Annotated in this window: 13 protein-coding genes and 1 riboswitch; of the genes, 4 read left to right on the top strand and 9 right to left on the bottom strand. The window is 52.2% G+C overall.

Annotated elements, in window-relative coordinates; all coding sequences use genetic code 11:
• The first annotated feature begins 386 nt into the window (after positions 1 to 386).
• Together DP091_RS17740 and DP091_RS17735 are read left to right on the top strand one after the other, a co-directional pair.
• On the top strand, positions 387 to 1,517 hold the full coding sequence (locus tag DP091_RS17740) for a virulence factor (RefSeq protein WP_113059534.1): 1,131 nt from the start codon (positions 387 to 389) through the stop codon (positions 1,515 to 1,517).
• 118 nt (positions 1,518 to 1,635) lie between these two features.
• A riboswitch (Lysine riboswitch) is annotated at positions 1,636 to 1,815 on the top strand.
• A 170-nt stretch (positions 1,816 to 1,985) separates the two neighbouring features.
• Positions 1,986 to 3,377, top strand: a complete 1,392-nt coding sequence (locus DP091_RS17735; protein WP_258394603.1) for an amino acid permease — start codon at positions 1,986 to 1,988, stop codon at positions 3,375 to 3,377.
• Positions 3,378 to 3,456: 79 nt separating this feature from the next.
• Here DP091_RS17735 and DP091_RS17730 read toward each other — a convergent pair whose 3' ends face one another.
• From DP091_RS17730 to xylA, 5 genes are all read right to left on the bottom strand, one after another.
• Positions 3,457 to 4,599 carry a transglutaminase domain-containing protein gene (locus DP091_RS17730; protein ID WP_113059532.1) on the bottom strand — a complete coding sequence of 381 codons (1,143 nt, stop codon included), beginning with the start codon at positions 4,597 to 4,599 and terminating at the stop codon, positions 3,457 to 3,459.
• Positions 4,600 to 4,706: 107 nt separating this feature from the next.
• On the bottom strand, positions 4,707 to 7,058 hold the full coding sequence (locus tag DP091_RS17725) for a YcdB/YcdC domain-containing protein (RefSeq protein ID WP_113059531.1): 2,352 nt from the start codon (positions 7,056 to 7,058) through the stop codon (positions 4,707 to 4,709).
• A gap of 242 nt (positions 7,059 to 7,300) precedes the next feature.
• Complete coding sequence (locus tag DP091_RS17720; protein ID WP_113059530.1) at positions 7,301 to 7,930, bottom strand: bifunctional 4-hydroxy-2-oxoglutarate aldolase/2-dehydro-3-deoxy-phosphogluconate aldolase; 630 nt, start codon at positions 7,928 to 7,930, stop codon at positions 7,301 to 7,303.
• 151 nt (positions 7,931 to 8,081) lie between these two features.
• Positions 8,082 to 9,578, bottom strand: coding sequence for a xylulokinase (gene xylB / locus DP091_RS17715; protein ID WP_113059529.1), 1,497 nt, complete (start codon positions 9,576 to 9,578; stop codon positions 8,082 to 8,084).
• Positions 9,579 to 9,786: 208 nt separating this feature from the next.
• Positions 9,787 to 11,103: a xylose isomerase gene (xylA, locus tag DP091_RS17710; protein WP_113059528.1), complete on the bottom strand. Its 1,317-nt coding sequence runs from the start codon at positions 11,101 to 11,103 to the stop codon at positions 9,787 to 9,789.
• Positions 11,104 to 11,471: 368 nt separating this feature from the next.
• Here xylA and DP091_RS17705 point away from each other — a divergent pair, with 368 nt between their 5' ends.
• Complete coding sequence (locus DP091_RS17705) at positions 11,472 to 12,644, top strand: ROK family protein (protein WP_113059527.1); 1,173 nt, start codon at positions 11,472 to 11,474, stop codon at positions 12,642 to 12,644.
• Between the two features lie 153 nt (positions 12,645 to 12,797).
• Positions 12,798 to 13,001, top strand: a complete 204-nt coding sequence (locus DP091_RS17700) for a hypothetical protein (protein ID WP_113059526.1) — start codon at positions 12,798 to 12,800, stop codon at positions 12,999 to 13,001.
• A 119-nt stretch (positions 13,002 to 13,120) separates the two neighbouring features.
• On the opposite strand, the gene DP091_RS17695 is transcribed toward DP091_RS17700, so the two are convergent.
• From DP091_RS17695 to DP091_RS17680, 4 genes are all read right to left on the bottom strand, one after another.
• Positions 13,121 to 13,357, bottom strand: coding sequence for a glutaredoxin family protein (locus DP091_RS17695; protein WP_006212730.1), 237 nt, complete (start codon positions 13,355 to 13,357; stop codon positions 13,121 to 13,123).
• Positions 13,358 to 13,424: 67 nt separating this feature from the next.
• Entirely contained in the window at positions 13,425 to 14,366 is a 942-nt protein-coding gene (gene trxB, locus DP091_RS17690; RefSeq protein ID WP_071219637.1) for a thioredoxin-disulfide reductase, read from the bottom strand.
• Positions 14,367 to 14,783: 417 nt separating this feature from the next.
• Positions 14,784 to 16,805, bottom strand: a complete 2,022-nt coding sequence (locus DP091_RS17685; RefSeq protein ID WP_113059525.1) for a heavy metal translocating P-type ATPase — start codon at positions 16,803 to 16,805, stop codon at positions 14,784 to 14,786.
• A 335-nt stretch (positions 16,806 to 17,140) separates the two neighbouring features.
• Positions 17,141 to 18,250, bottom strand: a complete 1,110-nt coding sequence (locus DP091_RS17680) for a PEP-utilizing enzyme, TIM barrel domain protein (protein ID WP_113059524.1) — start codon at positions 18,248 to 18,250, stop codon at positions 17,141 to 17,143.
• Positions 18,251 to 18,290: the final 40 nt, after the last annotated feature.

Genomic DNA, 18,290 nt, shown 5'->3' with positions numbered 1-18,290 from the left:
ATCAGTTCCACTGATAACTCATAAATTCTATATCTAACACGAAGCGAATCAGGAAGTAGCTCGGCATCGAATCTTGAATTCAGCCGGGCCTTCCAGTGCTCACGTACCCAAAACGTACGCTCCGCTTCTCAGTCCCTAGCTTCATCCAACTGAAAATCGACCTTTTTGAACACGCACTTTAAGTATTTCAGTCCATCTGCAAGAGTGCGGCCCTCTAACAAGTGATTCTTTGAAAACCCCATTGCTTACAATCCCATCATTATAAGTTTTACAAACCTTTCCTCTTTTTATCCAAAGTCCGGTCATTTTGTTTGAATCCTTGCCATGATGTTTTTTCCGGCATGGAAAAGAGGTACAATAAGAGGATAAGGAGGCGAGATAAACCCATGAAAATTACATTTATTGAACCAACCCCGAGCCCGAACTCCATGATGCTTCGTCTTGACGAAACGCTGGAGCCCGGGATTCGAAGAACATATACACTGGATAACGAACGGTCGGCTCCCCCTTGGATCAGGCAGCTGCTCCATATCCCGGGCGTAAAGAGCGTTTTTCATACCCTTGATTTCATCGCGCTTGACCGCAAGGGCAACGCCGATTGGCCTTCCATTCTAGGCGCCGTTCAGGAAATATTCGGTCAGGAGGGGCTTGCCGCCGGGCTCCAAGAAAATGCGGAGGATTTTGCTTTTGGTGAGGCTCAAGTGTTCGTCCAGTATTTTCGGAATATACCGATGCAAATCCGTGTTAAAAGCGGGAATCAGGAAGAACGCATCGGTCTGTCGGAGCGCTTCGCCAAAGCGGTTGCCGCCGTCGGAACCACAACGCTCATCAAGGAGCGCAAGCTCAAGGAGTACGGCGTGCGCTACGGCCAGCTGGAAGGCATCGCCCTTGACGTAGAGCAGGAGCTTGAAGCTGCCTTCCCGCAGGAGCGCCTCGATAAGGTCGTTGCCCAGGCGATTGCCCACGGTGCCAGCGACGAGGATTTCGTCGAGCAGCGCCGAAAGCTGACCGACGAGGAAACAGAAGCCGCGCTGCAGGATGAGGACTGGCGCGTCCGTTATGCCGCGCTGGATGCACTGGAGCCAACGGAGAAACACATTCCGCTTCTCCGCCAAGCGCTTCGGGATCCGAAGATGCAGATCCGCCGGCTCGTCGTTGTGTACTTGGGCGATCTGCGCACCCCTGAAGCGATGGAGCTCCTGTATGAAGCCATGCGCGACGAAACACCGGCCGTTCGCCGTACCGCAGGCGATACGCTGTCCGATATCGGCGATGCTGCCGCTACCCCGGTCATGATCGAATCGCTCAAAGACAGCAGCAAGATCGTTCGCTGGCGTGCAGCCCGCTTCCTGTATGAAGTAGGCACTGAGGAAGCCCGCTCCGCTCTGGAGGAGGCTGCCAATGATCCGGAATTCGAGGTTAGTCTGCAGGCACGAATGGCACTGGAGCGCATCGAATCCGGCGAAGAAGCAGCCGGAACCGTATGGCAGCAAATGGCCAAACGGAATCAATCGTAATTGCATCTGCGGGACTGCCTTAGAACCGTAAAATTTAACCATTGCTTCTAACATGGAATGTGATTTATACTAGGACTCTCTTGTTAGAATTGAATATACAGATAGCCTCATCATTCCAAGATGAGGTAGAGGTTGCAGACATGATCAGTAGTTGTGCCGAGGCGAAGAGAAGCCGGTGAAGCACAGTGAAAGGCATGAATGCCGAAGTGCAGGGTATACTCTTGTATCCTGTGCTGGGGCCGTTGTCGAAAGAGACGGAACTGTCACGGGGATTTCCCCGTGTTGTGCTATCTTCATGGAGGGTATGATGCGGATACGATAAAGACCGCAGGTATAGGACCTGCGGTCTTTTTGTTCTAACAGGGTATATTGTAAATATCATTTCTTAATGTATAGAAGGAGTGTTCGATCTTGAATCGTAAAAAAGCACCGGCTGCTTCGCTAAAGCAGAGCTTTAAAGCCCGTCATATGACCATGATCGCCCTTGGCGGATCGATCGGTACCGGCCTCTTCCTGGCAAGCGGAACGGCCATCGCCTCTGCCGGCCCGGGCGGAGCGCTTATCGCCTATGCCGCGGTTGGCCTCATGGTTTACTTTCTGATGACCAGCCTGGGCGAACTCGCTACGTATCTTCCGGATTCCGGCTCATTCAGCACCTACGCCTCCCGGTTTGTCAGCCCCGCCTTCGGATTTGCCGTCGGCTGGAACTTCTGGTACAACTGGGCCGTTACCATCGCCGCCGAACTCGCAGCGGCGACGGTTATTATTAAATTCTGGTTCCCGGACAGCCCGTCATTTCTGTGGAGTCTTCTGTTCCTGGCGATTATGTTCGGCTTAAACGTTCTATCCGCCAAAGGATACGGCGAATCGGAATATTGGTTTGCTATCATTAAGGTGGCAACCGTCATTATCTTCCTCGTCATCGGGGTCATGATGATCTTCGGTATTCTTGGCGGTGAAGCCGTTGGATTCACCAACTTTAGTCTAGGCGACGGGCCGGTACACGGCGGGTTCTTCGCGCTGGTCGGCGTGTTTATGGCAGCAGGCTTCTCCTTCCAGGGAACCGAGCTGATCGGGGTCGCGGCCGGCGAGAGCGAAAATCCGAGAAAACATGTGCCCAAAGCCATTCGTCAAGTTTTCTGGCGCATCCTGATTTTCTATATTTTCGCTATTTTTGTTATCGGCATGCTGATTCCTTACACCCATCCGAGCTTGCTTCAATCCGGGGTCGACAATATCGGCGTCAGCCCATTCACCTTGGTGTTTGAGAAAGCCGGCCTTGCGTTTGCGGCTTCCGTAATGAATGCGGTCATTCTCAGCTCCGTGCTGTCGGCTGGCAACTCCGGGATGTATGCCTCGACTCGCGTCCTGTATGCCATGGCGAAGCAGGGAATGGCTCCGAGATGGCTGAGCCGGCTGAACAGCCGCGGCGTACCGGTTGCGGCTCTAATCGTAACCTCCGCCGTAGGCATGCTGGCCTTCCTGGCGTCCTTCTTCGGCGATGGCGTAGTCTACGTGTGGCTCCTGAATGCCTCCGGAATGTGCGGATTTATTAACTGGCTGGCCATTGCCGTGAGTCATTATCGCTTCCGCAAAGCTTATGTCGCCCAAGGTAAAGACCTGAAGGAGCTGCCGTTCCGTGCACGCTGGTTCCCCTTCGGTCCCATCTTCGCCTTCCTGCTCTGTCTTGTTGCCATTATCGGTCAAGGCAATTTCAGCGGGGAGATCGATTGGTTAACGATCATTGCCACTTATGTCAGCATTCCGTTGTTCCTCTCCATCTGGTTCGGCTACCGCTTGATTAGGAAGAGCCGCCTCGTGCCGTTGGACGAGTGCGATTTGAGCACGAATGTTAAATAAGTTAAACCGGGACATACCAAAAGCAGCTTCCCTCCCATACTTGGGAACGGAAGCTGCTTTTTTTGGGGATACGGACACATTACCAAATGATCTGCACTCTCAGATCACCGGTGTTCTCAAACGCATGATGATAGTATTTGATGGAGCCGAGATTGCTCTTCATCTGCACTTGCTGGAGCACACTTACAAGCTCTCGCTCGCTGCCGTCAAACCGGAACACCAGCTTCTGGCTGCCTTCGGCCTTAGCAGCTTTAACCAGTGGTTGGAGCTGTGTGTAGGAGCTAACGATGGAACGGGCATCATAGAGCTGATATTCCAAATCCCGCTTCAATTGTTCGTATACTTCGGTTCTCGAACGATCCTTCGCAGCTAGCCCGGCCAGCGTGTTGCGGTAAAGCGTGCTCGCCTTCGGATAGGATTTCACCCAGGTATGATCGCGGCCCATCTGTTCATCCGTACGGAGATAGTACGTATAGGATACCTCGTTGTCGCGATCCGGCACCGGATCGTTCCACGTCGTGTCCAGATGGTACCATTTTCCGTCCAGAAGAACCAGATTCCATGCATGAAGCTGGCCCTTCGGATTATCGGAGGCATAAGCCGTGCCCTCTACAATTTTGTTCTGGATCCCTGCTCCCTTTAGCAGTTTATGCGTTAATAGGGAATAACCCTGGCATACCGTGCTTCCGGTGTAGAGTCCGTCATAGGCCGTATATTTCGTAAGCGTGGTATCATACTTCAAGTTCCGGACAACCCAATCGTGGATGGCTTTCACCTTCTCATGATCATTCATGCCCGGCTTGATGATCTGCTTCAAAATGTTGTCGGCATTTTGGTTCACGTAATTCGTCTGCTCCGCAGTCTCGCGGTAACTCAACCGAACGGTAACATTGGCGGAACTGGATGTCCCACGATAGTCGTAACTATAACTAGCGATGGTGTAGTGAATATAAGGATCACTGGCCATCGCCTGATCAAGTGCATCTTTAAGCTGCGATTTCAGCGATTGGGTCTCCCCCTGGTAAACAAAACGCACCGTCGATTGCCTGTCGCTCATCGCTGTCAGCAGTTTCTGTTGAATCCCATTGACCGACTTCACGACCGCTTTGTTGGAGGTTGCATAGACATCACTGAGATTAGCTGGTTCAGGTACTGCTGCAACGGTTACCGCCAAAGACCCTATGAACAGTAATTTAACGATTGTTCCTCGGCTTCGTTTCATCGGTACACCCGCCCTTCATCTTCCTCATCCGTATGCACCATTATTGTAACACATAACATCAGGGCTTAAGGGTTCTAGTTTTGTCGACCGGGCACGAATATCAAATGCTACCAATAAAATGAGGACAGGAAAGAATCGCTGCGTCCCGCCAGCTTCGACATGCGGACGAGTACCTCTGCAGCTTCCGCTCGCGTCACCTCGCGCTCCGGCAAGAACTTGCCATCGACCGCCGGGAGAAGCCCCAGCTTGAGGGCGATCAGGGCTGCGCCTTTGTTAGTGATGGCGTCGACATCCGATATTCCCTGCACATCGGTTGGAAGGATAAAGGCTTTGGACAGCTTCTCGTAATTCAGAATACGGGTCAGCGAGCTTGCCAATTCATCCCTTGTCAGCTTACGGTCCAACTGCAGCGGGCTTTCCGGATCATAAGGAATCCAGTTCTGTCCGATCAGCACCTGAATGGCCTGATAATACGGATGATCCGGCTGCAAACCCGCGTATGGATCCATGGTAGATCTTCCATACACCTGCTCGTAGGACGGACTCACCGAAGCCGCCACCAGCTGATACCATTCGCCAAGGGTAATTTGGCGATCCGGATATACCTTTCCGTCCTTGTCCGGAACCAACACCCGATATTTCACCAGCTCCTTAAGAGCCGCTTCCGCAACATGTCCCGCCGCATCGGTAACCGCCGGAATATCCTTGCGGCTCATCTCCGGGGTAATATCGCGCCATTCCCCGCTCTTGGCATCAAGCGGTACCGCAATGCCGCCATAAACCGCCTTTTTGTGTGTCGGATAATAAATCAGCTTAATGAAAGGCTTCATAATCTCATTGCCATTCGTTGCATAACCGCCGTAGTAACCGTATTTCAGCTTCAGCCCAATTTCCTCCAGATATTTGGCTCTTGCCTGCTCCGCACTGACGGCCGGCTTTGCATCCGTTGGCAGCTTGGACAGGACAGCTTCGGAATTCACACTAAAGCCCTGGATTTGCCCGTCGGCCTCAATCGTGAGGTTCAGGGAATCACCCATGACGCGAATATCACCGATGTAACGCTGAAATGAAAATTGATAGTTAAGGGTTTTAGTGTCTTTGCCCATTTTATCAACCGATGCCAGCTTCCATTCCTCGGCAGCATTCGGCACCAGCTTGCTAACCGTCTCGAATGCGAGATCCTGCGCAGCCTGCTGCGAAATCGGGCTCTTCACTTCCGGAGCATCGGTCCGGTCAAAACGATATCGGTTGTAGGAGTAAATCTGTCCGGTCTTGGCGTCCACCTCTGCGGATACCATCTCCCCTCCGCCCATGGCGGAAAGATGGTTCTCGCCCCATCTTATATTCCACGTCTTGATCTCATTATTGTTCCATCTGGTACCCAGTGACTTGGATTCTGTCTTCAAGCCGGACGGGAGTTTGATCTGCGATTCCACCCATCTGGCCGCTGCGTCTCCGCCAGCGAATGGAGCCGTGATTGGCTTGAAGATCTCTTTGGACGACGGAATCGTGCCATTCTCAATCGAAGTAAACTCACTTTCTTCCCCAGTAAAACTAATGAACTTGCCTGTATTCGCATCCAGTGAATTCGCTGATTGATCATTAGGTATGTAACCTAAGAAATAATTGCCTTTGGCGTTGTTATATAAATGATCAGGGACATAAGCCAAGGAGACCTGGAACTGATCCTCAAACAATTTACGGATGGAGGCCTCATTCAATTTCGGTGTGGATGAAGGAAACTCTTCATTGACTTGATTGCGGGAATAGTTAATGGTATTGCCCTGTCCGTCCAGCGTGATCGAAATGCTGTTCACATCCGATTCAATTCCGTTCACCGAGGTCTGGAAATAAAAATCAAACCGCGGCGGACTGAATAGCGCCGTCTGCATCCCGAGATAAGCCTCATTCTCCTTAAGCTCGCTGGCCTTCAGATCCGATACATGGCTGCCGATCCATTTCAGCGCCTTCTCCTTGGCTGCTTCACGGGTTATCACCGGTTTGTCGCTGCCTTGGCTCAACAAGGAACGAGGGATATAAATGTTAATAAGTTCACCCGTGACCGCATTGACCTGGGCATTAAAGCCGGAGCTTGAGTTCCCTTTAGTCAACACCATTTGCAGATCCCAAGCAAGCGCGCTCGATCTCATGCCATCATTCTCCAAGAACTGCACATTCGATACGTTCACGTTCTTTAGCTCCGGGAAAGCCTTCTTGATGATGTCTTCCGCCTGCTTGGACGAAATTTTAGCACCCTTCGGTATTTCGTTATCCGTTACGCTTTCCGAACCGGCGTTATCGCTGCTAGTCACGGCAGTTACCGTATCAGATACAGCGACTCCGCTGCCCGGAACGGAATTGTCTCCCCATACCGGCTGCGCCAAACATAACATTGCTGTAGCCGTAACCGCACACACGGTCTTTTTTACCCTTACCTTCTTCTTACCTGATGGATTCACTTGATTCGCTCCCTTCCATTACTTGAACCTAACCATGCCTTACTTACACATGAAGATATCCTTAACAAGTGACTGTACACGGCAGCAATGACATAACCAAGCTACCTAAATAATACCATAACTTGTCTATATATTCCTTATGTAGCAAGCTTCCAAAACATAACCAACATGATTAAGGATGAACGAAGTGTAACTATTTCGATCCCGCTTCTTACGAAAGGGAGTACCCTATTGAACACACGCTAACCAAGCTGGGCAGCTTCAACAAAAGCCGCGGTACGACGCCTGATCTCCTCCGTATTTCCGGACGCGAGCGCATCCTTCGGAAGCAGCGCGCTGCCTAAACCTACCGCAACTGCACCTGCATTAAAATAATCCGAAAGATTATCCAGCGTAACTCCGCCCGTGGCAAGCAGCGGAATGTGACTCAGCGGGCCCTGAAGCTCCCGGATAAATGACAAGCCCAGGCTGGCCATGGGAAACAGCTTCACGATCTCGGCGCCGGCCGCGTACGCCGCAACGATCTCCGTCGGCGTCATCGCCCCAGGCCATACATCAATTCCTTGCTCCAAAGCATATTCGATAACGGAAAGATCCGTGTTCGGCGAGATCAGAAATTGCGCTCCGGCGGAGACCGCCTCCTTCGCCATCTCCACATCAAGCACGGTTCCCGCGCCTAGATATACGGCACCATCATACCGAGAACGCCAATCCTGGATCATATGTAAAGCGTCTTTCGTATTCATCGTCACTTCCATGAACCGAATTCCGCCTTGGGTCAACCCTTCTCCTACGAAGTCCGCCTGTTCTCTCGTAATGCCCCGCACGATGGCAACAATTTTCTCGCGTTTGAGCTCAGCTGTCAATTTCATGATCTTCCCCCCATTTCTATTTACACTTCCGGCACGTCTCTAAATCGCATGAGCTGCAACTTCAACCTGCTTCAAGTATATGCGGTCCAACGCGTTCACGCAAAAAAAGCAGGCCGGGAAACCTGTTTTCCCGACCTGCTCTTCTATAGGGTTATCCCCGGAATTCGGACAGTTCAGCGCTTAGTTCACGCGTTGCTCCATATACGCTTTGATAGAGTCCAAACAATTGGTCATAAGCTTGAACCGTCTGCGGATTGGGAGAATACGAGCGTGCCGGCCGCAAAAACGCCTTCGCGCAGTCCTGAAGGCTTGGGAACCAGCCGCAGCCGTAGGCTGCGAGCATCGCCGCGCCCATAGCCGGGCCCTGTTCGCTCTCCAGCTTCACGATTTCAGCGTTGAACACGTCCGCCTGCATTTGCAGCCACGTTTCGTTCTTGGCGCCGCCCCCGATGGAAATGACGCGGTCGATCCGCTTGCCGGATGAGCGAAGGATATCGATGGATTCACGGAGAGAGAACGTGATTCCCTCGAGCACCGAACGTGCAAAGTGAGGCAGCTTATGTCCCGCGTCCATTCCGATAAAACTGCCGCGAATGGTAGCATCCGGATGCGGTGTGCGTTCACCGACGATATACGGCGTGAACAGCAGACCTCCGCTGCCAACCGGGATGCTTCCGATATCGCTTAACAGCGCGTCAAAGGAGACATCCGGCGCAAAGGTATCCTTGAACCAGGTCAGGCTGTATCCCGCAGCCAGGGTCACGCCCATGATATAGTAAGCATCTTTCTCGCCATGATTAAAGAAATGGACCTTGCCTTCAAAATCCACCTCGCGACGCTCCTCATAGGAGAGTACCACGCCCGATGTACCAATGCTGCACATCGTCTGCCCTTCTTCGAGAATGCCTGCGCCGATGGCGCCGCAGGCGTTGTCCGCACCGCCAGCAAATACCTTCGTATTTGGCAGCAGAGCGGCTTGCTCGGCGATCTCAGGGAGCAAGGTGCCGCACTGATCGAAGGATTCGACCAGCGGCGGGCATAGGGTGTGCGGCAGCTGGAAGGCATCCAAAATGTCGGTGCTCCAAGACTTGCCCGCCACATCCAGCAGCAGCGTTCCGGCTGCATCGGAATAGTCCATTGCGTATTGCCCGGTCAGGCGGAAACGCACATAATCCTTAGGCAGCAGGAACAAGGCAGCCTGTTCGAGCAGCTCCGGTTCAAACTCCTGCACCCATAGAATCTTGGGCAGAGTGAACCCTTCCAGCGCGCGATTGCGTGCAATCCCTAGCAGCTTCTCCTGCAGAGTCTCCTCGATTCGACGGCATTGCGCCGTTGTGCGCGTGTCATTCCACAGGATGGCCGGCCGCAGCACTGCACCCTCACCGTCTACCAAGACCAGACCATGCATCTGACCGGAGAAGCTTAACCCCTCAACCTTGGATGGGTCAATGTTGTTTCTGGTCATTAATTCCCGTAACGACAATACCGTTTTGTCCACCCAATCCTCCGGTCGCTGCTCGCTGTAACCCGGCTTCGGCTGGCTCAGCGGATACGACTCCGAATGCTCGGCGACAACCTTGCCGCTTGGGTCCACCAGCACGGTCTTCACAGCACTGGTCCCCAAATCAACTCCGATAACGTAACTCATCTATATCCTCCTTCGTCTCCTCATGAACCGAACATGAAAACATCGTTGGCAATTCACCCGGGCGCATGATGCGTGATCCGAGGTATGCTTGGATGGCTGTCGACCATAGCTCGCTATAGTTTCCTGATTGAAATAAGTACACCGGCTTCCCTGGAGGGAGCCGGTGAAGGTTTGGATTTCATGGTACAAGCGCTAAAGAGAGTATCGATTAATTTGCAAGAATGTACTGATTCAGAATCGCTTTCAGCATTTCTTGACGTCCGGATTCGTTCTTGCGCGGGGACTCGTTGTTCAGGGCGTACTCTGCAAGGGAAGCCAGTGTAGCCTTGCCGGATACGACGTCTGCGCCGATGCCTTCGTTAAAGCTGCTGTAGCGCTTCGCGATGAAGTCCTCGAATACGCGGTCTTCGATCAGCTTCGCTGCCACTTTCAAGCCTTTGGCGTAAGTGTCCATACCCGCGATGTGCGCATGGAACAGATCTTCCGGCTCGAAGGACGGGCGGCGAACCTTCGCATCGAAGTTCACGCCGCCGCGGCCGAGACCGCCGTTCATCAGCACTTCGTACAGCGTCAATGTCGCATCGTAGATGTTAACCGGGAATTCGTCCGTATCCCATCCGATGAGCATATCGCCTTGGTTCGCATCGAGGGAACCGAGCATGCCGTTGATGCGTGCTACGCGAAGCTCGTGTTCGAAGGTATGACCGGCGAGCGTGGCGTGGTTGGCTTCGAGATTCAGTTTAAAGTGCTTGTCGAGGCCGTATTTCTGCAGGAATGCAATTGTTGTAGCCGCATCAAAATCATATTGGTGCTTGGTTGGCTCCTTCGGTTTAGGCTCGATCAGGAATTGGGCGTCAAAGCCGATTTCCTTCGCATAATCAACCGCCATATGGAACAGGCGTGCCAGATTATCCAGTTCAAGGCCCATATCCGTGTTGAGCAGGGTCTCATAACCTTCGCGGCCTCCCCAGAACACGTAGTTCTCGGCGCCGAGGCGTTTGCCGACTTCAAGGCCTTTCTTCACTTGTGCTGCCGCATGAGCGTATACGTCCGCGTTGCATGTAGTGCCCGCACCATGCATGAAGCGTGGGTTCGTGAACATGTTCGCCGTGTTCCAGAGCAATTTCTTGCCAGTGGATTTCATGTGGTCTTCAATCGAATCCACGATCGTATCGATGTTGCTGTAGAACTCGCGCAGGCTGCTGCCTTCCGGGGCAATGTCCACATCGTGGAAGCAGAAATACGGAAGATTCATTTTCTCCATGAACTCAAAGCCCGCCTCAACGCGTGCTTTGGCGAGGTCCATGCCGGAGTAGCTGCCCCAAGGGCGAACCGCAGTGTCAGCGCCGAAAGGATCCGAACCGCCTGCAGTCAATGTATGCCAGTAAGCCATGGCGAAACGGAGATGCTCTTCCATCGTTTTGCCGGCTACTACTTCTGTCGGATTATAAAATTTAAAAGCATAAGGGTTGGTTGATTGGCTGCCTTCGTACTCGACTTTGCTAATGTTGTTAAAATAGGCCATGAATAAATCCTCCTATACCTTGTTAAGGTGTGGTTAACGCTTACAAGGTTATCCTAACACAGGATTTCTACTTTGTCTATTGGTTAAACAAAGTTATTGCCTTACAACTTTTTCAAAAACCGGTGACACTTGCTGTTAGGATTATCTCTATAAAAGATCAACACATCTCTGTTTGGCTCACTGCCTAGAATCCCTGCAATTTCACATTCAAATGTTACGACGATGGAAACTCCCAGACAAAAGATTAACTTGCACCCGGGCAGCGTTACGGGCTGTTGCAATTTCCGGGCTTTGCCCCTAGACTATGAGCATATCAAGTCTCCAAAACTTATCATGATCAGGAAGCAAGACTAAAAGGATGAATACACATGGCGAATATTACCGGTGACCAGGCTCTGGTCAAAAAAATAAATACCTCGATTATCCTCGATACGATACGTCAGCACGCCCCTGTCTCCCGAGCGAAAGTCTCCAAGCTAACCGGACTGAACAAGGCCACCGTCTCCAATCTCGTACAGGAGCTGTGCAGCAACCACCTGGTCCAGGAGATCGGACCCGGTGAATCCAGCGGCGGCAGGAAGCCGCAGCTGCTGCTGTTTAACGGACAAGCCGGTTATGCCGTCGGCGTGGAGCTGCGCGTCAAGCAAATGACCGCCGTGCTTACAGATCTGGAAGGCAAGATCCTTGCCGAAGAAGATACCGCCCTGGTAGGGCATGACGTGGAATCGGTGACGCGGCTGATGGTTGGTCTGATTCATGGCCTGATGCGGCAGGCCCCTCCCTCCCCGTACGGGATCATCGGGATCGGCGTAGGCGTCCCTGGGATGGTGGACGGTGACGGCACCGTCCTCTTCGCTCCCAACCTGGGATGGGACATGGTGCCGCTGCAGAAGCAGCTAGAGGACGAGCTCGGACTTCCCGTAACCATCGACAATGAAGCAAACGCGGGTGCCCAGGGCGAGCTGCGCTTCGGAGCTGGCCGGGACGCCCGCCATCTCCTCTATATCAGTGCCGGCAGCGGTATCGGCTCCGGCATCATCATCAATGGCGAGCTCTATAAGGGGGCCCGCGGATACGCTGGCGAGAGCGGCCATATGTCCATCGATGCCGATGGACTGGAATGCACCTGCGGCAACCGCGGCTGCTGGGAGCTGTATGCCTCGGAGAAATCCTACGACAGCAAAGGCGCCGCTCTCCCGTCCAGGCGAACATCCGAGTTGATTCAGCATGCAGCGCGTGGCCATGAGGAGACTATCCGGCATTTTGAAGAGCTTGGACGTTATCTCGGTATCGGCATTACCAATCTTGTCAACGGATTCAATCCGCAATCGGTCATTATCGGCGGTCCGCTGTCCGACGCACGGGCTTGGATTGAGGAGACGCTGCGACAGGTCGTTGCCCAGCGAACGCTCCCCTACCACCGTGAGCTGATGGAGATCCGGTTTGCCGAGCTGGGCAGCCGCTCCACCCTGATCGGCGCGGCTTACTCCGCCATCTCGCAGTTTCTGGGGCCGGTACGGGTCTCCATGCCGATTCATTAAAATTGACGATATTTTGTCGTAATTAACACCCTGCATATTAAGGAAAATCCCGCGATTTTCCGCTATAATTAATCTCGTCCTGTAATTTAAATCACGGTTCCCTTCGCGGAGATGCCGTGTGATCGTTATACTAAAGGGAGAGGAAACGCTCAAATGACCTATGTAAGCACTGCGGAAATATCGGCGGAAATGTTTGTGACCGTATTGCTGTTTCTCCTAGTTATCGCACCTTTGTTCAGTCTCGCCATCATGCGTTTTTTTCAAGGCAAGAAAAAAGCCGGCTTCATTCTCCTCGGCTCCGGCGTAGGTGTATACGTCGTATTCCAGATCATCATGAGTCTGTTTTTTAGCAAGTGAACACGATCTGAGTGAACATCAGCAGCATATCTCGGCAACAAAAAAAGCTCCTTCCCGGAAATCGGGGAAGGAGCTTTTTATCATAAGCAAGCAATAGGCTTGCCATAATGCTGACTAGATTAAGCTTCGGGGTTCAACGCTTTGTTGAACTGGAGCTTATTCATGCCGAGAATGCGGTGCTCGCCAATGATCGTGAGCGGTACTGCACGAACGCCCATATCCCATACTTGCTGCGCGAATTCGTCGTTTTGTTCGATGTTGCGCTCTTCAAATTCGATGCCTTGATCGGACAAGAAGCCTTTTACTTGTTTGCAGTGCGGGCAGTTGTTCGAAGTATATACAATCACATTTTCCATGGTTGATCAGTCTCCTCTACTCATGATTAGGCTCTGCTTAAAGCCCGTTCGATCTCTATCTATCAGTTTACAACACAACAGCGTTGTGTTCCAAGCTCTCGATATATTTCTCCGCATCCATAGCTGCCATACAGCCGCTTCCTGCCGCGGTGATCGCTTGTCTGTAACGGGTATCCTGCACGTCGCCGCAAGCAAATACGCCTTGGATATTCGTCTCGGATGTTCCCGGGGTCGTTACGATATAACCGTTCGGATCCGTTGTAATGTTTCCGCCGAGGAAACCGGTGTTTGGATGATGACCGATCGCCACGAATACGCCGCTGACTGTGATCGTCTCCTCTTCGCCAGTTTCATTATTGAGCACTTTGATCCCTTTGACGCCTGTCTCGTCCGCGATGACTTCCTGCGGCGTGCGGTTCAGGGCCCATTCGATTTTCTCGTTAGCACGGGCGCGGTCCTGCATGATCTTCGATGCACGAAGCTCCTCCCGACGGTGTACCAGTGTTACTTTGGATGCAAAGCGGGTCAGGAAGTTCGCTTCCTCCAGCGCGGAATCGCCGCCGCCGACAACAACGATCTCTTTGCCGCGGAAGAAGAATCCGTCGCATGTTGCGCAGGTACTTACACCGCGTCCTACATTATCCTGTTCTCCAGGAATGCCGAGATATTTGGCCGTTGCGCCCGTAGAGATAATCAGCGTTTCGGCAACTACCTCGCCCATACCGTCTACGTCCAGCTTGAACGGACGCTCTCCGAATTCCACGCTGTTCACCCAGCCTGTACGAAATTCTGCGCCAAAACGTTCAGCCTGCTGACGCATATTGTCCATCAGCTCAGGACCCATGATGCCTTCGGGAAAACCCGGAAAATTCTCAACTTCGGTTGTGGTGGTCAGCTGTCCGCCAGGTTGCGGACCTTCAATGACGAGCGGGCTCAGGTTGGCGCGAGCCAAATAGATTGCAGCCGTAAGGCCTGCAGGGCCTGTGCCTATAATAACGGATTTGTACATATCGTTTCCCTCCTATATATGGAACGCTTAATTATAATCATTATAAATTAATATTAATTATGGTTATATCGGAGGCGTATGTCAATATGTCACATCACACCCCATTCCAAAATATTGTTAATCTATTCTTCATAAATCGAAATGAAAACCAATTTTTTTTGAAAATGTGCTTCTTTCTCCTAAGAAGTCGGCGATTTTTTTGGGCCTCGCAGCGTTTACTTCGCAAACAATCGTACCAGAGAGGGGGTTATATGAATTTAAGGGCACGACAGGACTCCCCCGCTCTTTTAACGAAAGGAAGATGAATATTTGATGAAAAAACTTGAGAGTTAACAAACAAGAATCCCCTTCTTCTCACGAATGAAAAGAAGGGGACTTTTATCATTATACGAGCATGGATTAGCGATGACCGATCGATTAACGGTTAGTACGCAGCAGACGAAGCCCGTTCAGTATTACCAGAATGGTGCTTCCTTCGTGACCGATGACACCCAGCGGCAGCGTAACGCCTTGAATGAAATTGGCTGCAATCAGCGTCAAAATCACGGTGATGGCAAAGATCATATTTTGCTTCACGATACGCTGAACCCGGCGTGCAACCTTGACGGTGCCGGCAATTTCATCGATATTGTCATTCATAAGCACCGCATCCGCTACCTCCAGCGCCGTTCCGCTTCCCGAAACGCCCATGCCGATGCCGACGGTCGCAGTAGCCAGTGCCGGTGCGTCGTTCACTCCGTCCCCAACCATGACCACATGGCCGTAACGGGCCCGAAGCTCCTTAATATGTGTAACTTTATCTTCCGGCAGCAAATCGGAGAACACCATGTCTACGCCGCTCTGCTTCGCAATCACGTCGGCCGTCGCCTTGCGGTCCCCCGTCAGCATCGCTACCTTGATGCCCAGCTGCTGCAGCCGCTTAACGGCCGTTGCCGCTTGAGGCCGGACCGCATCCTGCAGAGCGATCATGCCCGCGATATGATCTCCCTTCAGGATCACGGAAACGGTCTTGCCTTCGGATTCCAGCATATTCCGGATGGACAGCCAGTGCTGGCGATTCTCTTCAAGCGTGCTCAACTCCTTTTGCGCGGAAGCTGCACCGGAATGCTGATCTGTAGCCGGATGATCCAAAATATCGCTTTTTCCTATTTTCCAAGTGATTCCTTCCACTTCCGCCTGCATACCCCATCCAGTTATGGACTGTCCGTTCTCTACCTGCTGCAGCGCGGCCCCCTCTTTCTCAGCCGATTGGACAATCGCCAAGGCCAGAGGATGCTTCGACATTCTTTCGATAGAAGCACTGATGCCCAGCAGTTCATGCCGATCCCAGCCTTCGCCAGCAATAAAATCCGTAACCACTGGCGTACCGAGCGTCAAAGTACCTGTCTTATCAAAAGCGACAACCGCCGTACGCGCCATATTCTCGATATGGGCGCCGCCTTTGAACAATACGCCTTTTCTGGCGCGATTGGAAATCGCCGACAGCATCGCAGGCATGATGGAGGATACCAGCGCACAAGGGGAGGCAACTACGAGAAACACCATCGCTTTATAGAAGGTAGTATCCCAATCCCATCCCAGAACGGGAGTAGCCAGAACAATCAGCGCCACGGTCGCAATGACAACGACACGGGCATACATCGATTCGAACCGCTTGATGAACCGCTGCGATTCCGGTACGTCGTTCTCCGCTTCTTCCACCAGCTTGATAATCTTGGCAAACAACGTGGATTCCGCCGACTGGGTAACCTCAATGTACAATACGCCTTCCCCGTTTAAGGTGCCTGTGAACACTTCATCGCCTACGGACTTATCGACCGGTACGGATTCCCCGGTAATCGAAGCCTGGTTGACAGAGGAGCTGCCGCGATAAATTTTGCCGTCTGCCGGAATAAGCTCGCCCGGCTTTACCAGAATCAGATCGCCGATCTCAAGCTTGTTGATGGATACCGATACCATCTCTCCCTTCTCAATGCGAAGGGCCGTTTCCGGCTGCAGCTCCATCAAGGACGAGATATCCTTGCGGCTTCTCTCCATGGTATAACTCTCAAGCGCGCCGCTGAGGGCAAAGATGAAGATCAGCATCGCGCCTTCATTCCAGTACCCGATCGCTGCAGCTCCCATAGCGGCAGCAATCATCAGCAGATTCACATCCAGATCGCGCTCCTTCAGAAGGGTCTCCACACCTTCTTTCGCTTTCACCCATCCGCCGACGGCATAGGATATCACATACAATACAACGGAGAGCGGCTCAGACCATTGACTGGTCAGCCAAGCCACCAGCATCAGCAGGCCGCTGCCCAGCGCAGCCACGACCTCCGCGTTGCTCAGCAGACTGCGTATATCCCACTTCCCAGGCTGCCGCGGCTCACGTGGATCGGCTCCATTTTCTATTGTCGATATGCGTCCAGTCGTCGTTTGACTTTGTATCCATTGCATAACCAATCACCTTCCTAGTTGAGAATGAGATCCATTATTACTACCCTTAAAATGACGCATGCTGCCCCGGCTTCGCCGGAGCAGCATGCTAAATGAGAATGAGAATCATTTTTGAACTTATACAATTTATTTTCCTTCGTACAACTTTATAAGTATCATACTCACTTCATCCTCATTTGTAAACCATATTTTTCACATTTTTTAAATACTGAAGAGTACCTATTAACGTTCCCTGATATTGAAGACGAACCTCTACACGTAAAAAAGCCCTTGCGTTCTCTCCGCAAGGACTTCTTATTAATCCATCACCTATTTTGTAAAGCGCTCACATTCCATTACTCGACAATCATAGAACATCTGCGGCGCATCTCCAGCCTCGCACCGGTTATTCGAATGGCTGCAATCTCTGAGGACTGACAGCACACCTCGTGTATGCCCTGTCGGTAAACCATCCGCAAATCCGTGGTAGCCACCCCATTGATCCGGAGCGTTAATTGCGGCTTCGTTCGCTTAATTCGATGGATCATCTCGGAGAAAGCCGTGACCCTGTGTCCTGCCTCATCCGACGAACCGGAATTCTCCGTCCCCTCCGAATCGAATACAATCACATCGGCCAAACGGGCAATTTCCGCTGCCGTTGCTGGATTCATCCCTTCTCTGAGAAGCGCCCCGTAACGAATACGCACAAAACGTCTTTGATCCATAAGGGTCTGCTCTGCCACTTCTTCGATAAAATTATGGATCGATATGAAGTCATCCGCGTGTGCCGGACGTACAGCCAGGAGCTCTAATTGGCAATCTACGCCTTCCTCGCTGCACTGCTCCATAGCCCGGAACAAGGACTCCAGCTGAGCATCCTGCGCTTCACGCAACTCCATGGTGTTGAAAAGCCGGGCATCGTGCAGCAAGCTGACCGCACACCTAGCTCCAGCCGCCGCCTGAAACACCGACACCCAATAGGTCTTCCACAGCATGATGAGTCTCCGCCTCAACAGGGCGCTCTTCTCTGCGCTCCGCGAATTCAACCACGCCGTGTAAACCTCCTGCAGCAGGCCATGCTCCACAGCATCCTCCCCGCGTATCAGCCCGATTCCCTGAGCACCTTGACTGATATCTCGTGTTATGGATTCAGGGTCTGCGGATCGGCTCATGACTTTCAGTCTTCGGTTCCTGTCACTCCACCCCAGCAGTCGGGTCAAGGAAGGTCTGTCCGTGCCGTTATGACGAATCCCGGAAACCCTGAGGGCTTCTTCAATATCGTCAGGCGATGCCAATAACAGCAATACCTCCTCATGGGTGACTCCTCCTGCCATTGCAAAATGCTTCAGCAGATCCGTCTCGGGAGAAATCTCGTTTGCCGTAATCTCTTCAACTCCGATGAACTCTTGATCTTCAAATCGACGCTCTCCCAATTCGCTGCGTGCTCCCCATTGCCTTTCCGTCATGGTTATCCTTCTACTCCCTTTCACCTTGAATTGGATAAAC

Origin of the sequence: Paenibacillus sp. MDMC362 (assembly GCF_003269305.1) — a bacterium.
Lineage (GTDB): Bacteria > Bacillota > Bacilli > Paenibacillales > Paenibacillaceae > Paenibacillus_AQ.
The sequence above is the reverse complement of the archived record's forward strand: the minus strand, read 5'-3'. Positions and strand labels throughout refer to the sequence as shown.

Excerpts from the sequence above, each read along its gene's own strand:
- DP091_RS17740 (WP_113059534.1), top strand. The coding sequence starts at position 387 with ATGAAAATTACATTTATTGAACCAACCCCGAGCCCGAACTCCATGATG.
- DP091_RS17735 (WP_258394603.1), top strand. The coding sequence starts at position 1,986 with ATGACCATGATCGCCCTTGGCGGATCGATCGGTACCGGCCTCTTCCTG.
- DP091_RS17730 (WP_113059532.1), bottom strand. The coding sequence starts at position 4,599 with ATGAAACGAAGCCGAGGAACAATCGTTAAATTACTGTTCATAGGGTCT.
- DP091_RS17720 (WP_113059530.1), bottom strand. The coding sequence starts at position 7,930 with ATGAAATTGACAGCTGAGCTCAAACGCGAGAAAATTGTTGCCATCGTG.
- xylB (WP_113059529.1), bottom strand. The coding sequence starts at position 9,578 with ATGAGTTACGTTATCGGAGTTGATTTGGGGACCAGTGCTGTGAAGACC.
- xylA (WP_113059528.1), bottom strand. The coding sequence starts at position 11,103 with ATGGCCTATTTTAACAACATTAGCAAAGTCGAGTACGAAGGCAGCCAA.
- DP091_RS17705 (WP_113059527.1), top strand. The coding sequence starts at position 11,472 with ATGGCGAATATTACCGGTGACCAGGCTCTGGTCAAAAAAATAAATACC.
- DP091_RS17700 (WP_113059526.1), top strand. The coding sequence starts at position 12,798 with ATGACCTATGTAAGCACTGCGGAAATATCGGCGGAAATGTTTGTGACC.
- DP091_RS17695 (WP_006212730.1), bottom strand. The coding sequence starts at position 13,357 with ATGGAAAATGTGATTGTATATACTTCGAACAACTGCCCGCACTGCAAA.
- trxB (WP_071219637.1), bottom strand. The coding sequence starts at position 14,366 with ATGTACAAATCCGTTATTATAGGCACAGGCCCTGCAGGCCTTACGGCT.
- DP091_RS17685 (WP_113059525.1), bottom strand. The coding sequence starts at position 16,805 with ATGCAATGGATACAAAGTCAAACGACGACTGGACGCATATCGACAATA.
- DP091_RS17680 (WP_113059524.1), bottom strand. The coding sequence starts at position 18,250 with ATGACGGAAAGGCAATGGGGAGCACGCAGCGAATTGGGAGAGCGTCGA.